3 protein-coding genes and 1 pseudogene are annotated in these 3,136 nt (G+C 72.0%); 2 read left to right on the top strand and 2 right to left on the bottom strand.

Features of this window, described 5'->3' with window-relative positions:
- Together JNW89_RS32565 and JNW89_RS32560 are read right to left on the bottom strand one after the other, a co-directional pair.
- A partial coding sequence (locus JNW89_RS32565) for an alpha/beta hydrolase (RefSeq protein WP_238451970.1) occupies window positions 1–981 on the bottom strand: 981 nt, incomplete at its 3' end.
- A gap of 96 nt (window positions 982–1,077) precedes the next feature.
- Complete coding sequence (locus tag JNW89_RS32560; RefSeq protein ID WP_238451969.1) at window positions 1,078–1,494, bottom strand: HPF/RaiA family ribosome-associated protein; 417 nt, start codon at window positions 1,492–1,494, stop codon at window positions 1,078–1,080.
- 354 nt (window positions 1,495–1,848) lie between these two features.
- Between JNW89_RS32560 and ssb the strand changes: the two are divergent.
- Window positions 1,849–2,244, top strand: a pseudogene (gene ssb, locus JNW89_RS32555) (single-stranded DNA-binding protein); the annotation flags it as partial.
- 273 nt (window positions 2,245–2,517) lie between these two features.
- A partial coding sequence (locus tag JNW89_RS32550; protein ID WP_238451968.1) for a TetR/AcrR family transcriptional regulator occupies window positions 2,518–3,136 on the top strand: 619 nt, incomplete at its 3' end.

Genomic DNA, 3,136 nt, shown 5'->3' with positions numbered 1-3,136 from the left:
CGGGGCCGCCCGGGTCGGGGCCGGCGTCGTCGGGCCCGCGCCGAGGAACGCCTCGGCCCACCGCCCGACCTCGGCGAAGACCTTCTCGCGTACGGCGGGGCCGGAGAGCGTCAGGTCGTGCATGCCGCCGTCGAAGCGGGCCAGGGTGACGTGGTGACCGAGCCGGGGCGCCCAGCGCACCATGTGCTCGACGTCCAGGACGGCGTCGGCCAGGGCCGCGTTGTCGTGCCACTTGGTGCCCTTGAAGCTGCGGGTCGAGCAGGCCAGCAGCACGGGCACCGGGATCTCCAGCCCGGCACGCAGCTGCCGCTGGGCGGTGCGGATGGCGTTGATCCAGCCGGCCCGGACGGGGAACCCGGCGAGCGGCTTCCAGGCCAGGTCGTACGTCCACTCGCCGCGGTGCTCGGCATGCAGGCTCTCGCCGTACACGGTGCCCAGGCCGAAGGGGAGGATGCGCTGCGGCGCGCTGCGGCCCAGCCGGGAGACGGCGGCCGCGAGGGGTCGACGGACCAGCCAGGGGGCGTTGATGTCGAAGAACGGGCTGTTCAGGAAGAGCCCGTCGACCAGGCCGGCGTCGCGTCGGGCGTGCGCCCAGAGCGAGAGGATCAGGCCGCCGGTGGAGTGACCCATGGCGAGCAGGGTGTCGTGCCCGTCGTCCTCGCGGATGATCTTCGCGGCGGCGTCCAGCTCGGGAAAGTAGTCGCCGAGGTCGCGGCAGAAGTTCGGGGTCTGGTGCGACAGCAGGCTGCGACCGTACTTGCGCAGGTCGAGCGCGTAGAAGTCCCAGCCGCGCTCGGCGAAGAAGTCAGCGACGTGGGTCTGGAAGAAGTAGTCGACGAAGCCGTGCACGTAGAGCACGGCCCGCCCGGTGGGGCGCTCGGCACGCCGCCGGACCAGGGTGGCGACCACCGGTCCCTCGTCGTCGGTGCCCAGGTCGATCGTCTGCCGCTCGTACGGCGGCCCCAGCACGTCCGGTTCCACGAAGGCGACGGTACGCCCGGAAGCTACCGGGCGGTAGCCCCCCGTCGCCGTCCCCGCCCGATCGCACCGGCCGGACGGGGACGGTCGAGGCGTGACTCAGGCCGTCTCGGCGTCGACCCGTCCGAGGTCGGCGTCGGCCACCTGGTCGGGGCCGGGCTGGCCGATCTCCCGGATGTGCTTGTTGTGCCGCGGCTCCTGCCGCGTCTTGGCGTCGTTGAGCCGCCGGCGCAGGTCGTCGCGGGCGTCGTGCAGCGCCGCGCGCAGGTCCTCCTCGTTGGAGGTGGTGACGATCTTCTGCCGACCGGCGATCCAGCACTCCAGCGTGACCTTCTGCCCGCGCGCCTCGCGGTCCTTGACCGACACCTCCAGCTCGGTGGCGTCGGCGTGGAACGCGGCCAGCCGCGCGTCCAGGGTCGCGAACTCCTGGACGATCCAGTTCCGGTCGCCCTGGGAGAAGCCGGCGCCGACGCGCAGGCACTCGGCAACGGTCGCCGGGTTGGTCACCGCGCTCATCGCCGCACCTCCCGCTCGGTGCGGACGGGGCCGGTGGTACGCGAGCTGAGAATCATCGTCACTGACCTTTCTCATCGAACCTCGTGCCGTGCTGGCTCTCGGTTGATCAAATCCATACCCAGCCGGAGCCGTTCCCACGCCGGGTGACCTCGCCTTCCGATCCTGGTCACACCCGGTGCGGGCACCCAGGGCCGCTCGGCCCTACCAGACCGGGCCCTTGATCAGGTTCTTGTCCACAGGCGGTCTGATCGTCCACAGGCCGGACCGGTCCGCTCCCGGCGCGGCGCCGACCCGGCCAGGCTCGGCACCGAGTCGACTCGCCACGGCAGGCCCTGGAACCCCTGGGAGGGGACGATGTTCGATACCTACGTCACGATCGTCGGCAATGTTTTGACGGCCCCCGAGTGGCGCCGTACCACGCAGAGCAACACCCTGGTCGCCAACTTCAAGGTCGCCTCGACCGCCCGCCGGCTCGACCGGGACAGCGGCCGGTGGGTGGACGGCAACAGCCTCCGCGTCCGGGTCAACTGCTGGCGCAAGCTGGCCGAGGGGGTGGCCGCCTCGGTGATGGTCGGCGACCCGGTGGTGGTGGCCGGCCGCCTCTACACCCGCGACTGGACCGACGACGCGGGCAACCACCGCACCCTCTACGAGTTGGAGGCGGTCGCGGTCGGCCACGACCTGTCCCGCGGGCGGGCCCGGTTCCTGCGCAACAAGCCGACCATGGCCACCAGCACGGTCGAGGACGCCGAGGCGCCGGCCGGGGAGTGCCGCCCGGGCCGTGCTCGCCGGCGACGCCGGTGAGCTGCGCGATCGCGAACAACGCCAGGAGCGCCACCAGGATGATCCCGAAGGCCTTCACCCAGCGCGGCACACCCGACGATCCGGGCTCCTGCGGCTGCCCCGTCATCCACTTCTCCCGTCACGCCGACCTGCTACCCGTACGCCCGGCCAGCTTTATCGAGACAATGTGTAACTGTCAAGCCATACTGTTGCGGAGGTGTCGGTATGTATGATGCCGGGGTGCCGAAGCTGTGGAACGACACGATCGAGGCGCACCGGGCCGCGGTGCGTGACGCGACCCTCGACGCCACCGCGGCGTTGGTGGCCGAACACGGGCTGACCGGGGTGACCATGTCGCGCGTCGCCGAGGTCACCGGCATCGGCCGAGCCACCCTCTACAAGTACTTTCCCGACGTCCAGACGATCCTGATCGCCTGGCACGAACGGCAGGTCACCCGACACCTGACCCACCTCGTCGAGATCGCCGACAGCGCCGCCGACCCGGTGACGCGACTGCACACGGTCCTGCACACCTACGCCCGGATGTCGCGACACCGCCACGGCGGCGACCTCGCCGCGATGCTGCACCGCGGCCCACACGTCGACAGCGCGCACCAGCAGCTGTCCACCTTCATCGCCGAGCTGCTCACCACCGCCGCTGACGCCGGCGCCGTCCGCGACGACATCCCCACCGGCGAGCTGGCCGCCTACTGCCTGCACGCCCTCGCCGCCGCGAGCACGCCTGGACACCGACGACGCGGTGGCCCGCCTGGTCACCCTGACCCTCGCCGGCCTGCGCCCCTGACCCGCCGGGCCGCGCCGTCAGGTCCGCCGCCCGTGGCGCGCGCCGCCGCCGCCA

This window comes from Micromonospora sp. 4G55 (genome assembly GCF_016803375.1).
The sequence above is the reverse complement of the archived record's forward strand: the minus strand, read 5'-3'. Positions and strand labels throughout refer to the sequence as shown.

Bases quoted from the DNA above. Each gene is read 5' to 3' on its own strand.
- JNW89_RS32560 (WP_238451969.1), bottom strand. From the start codon at position 1,494: ATGAGCGCGGTGACCAACCCGGCGACCGTTGCCGAGTGCCTGCGCGTC.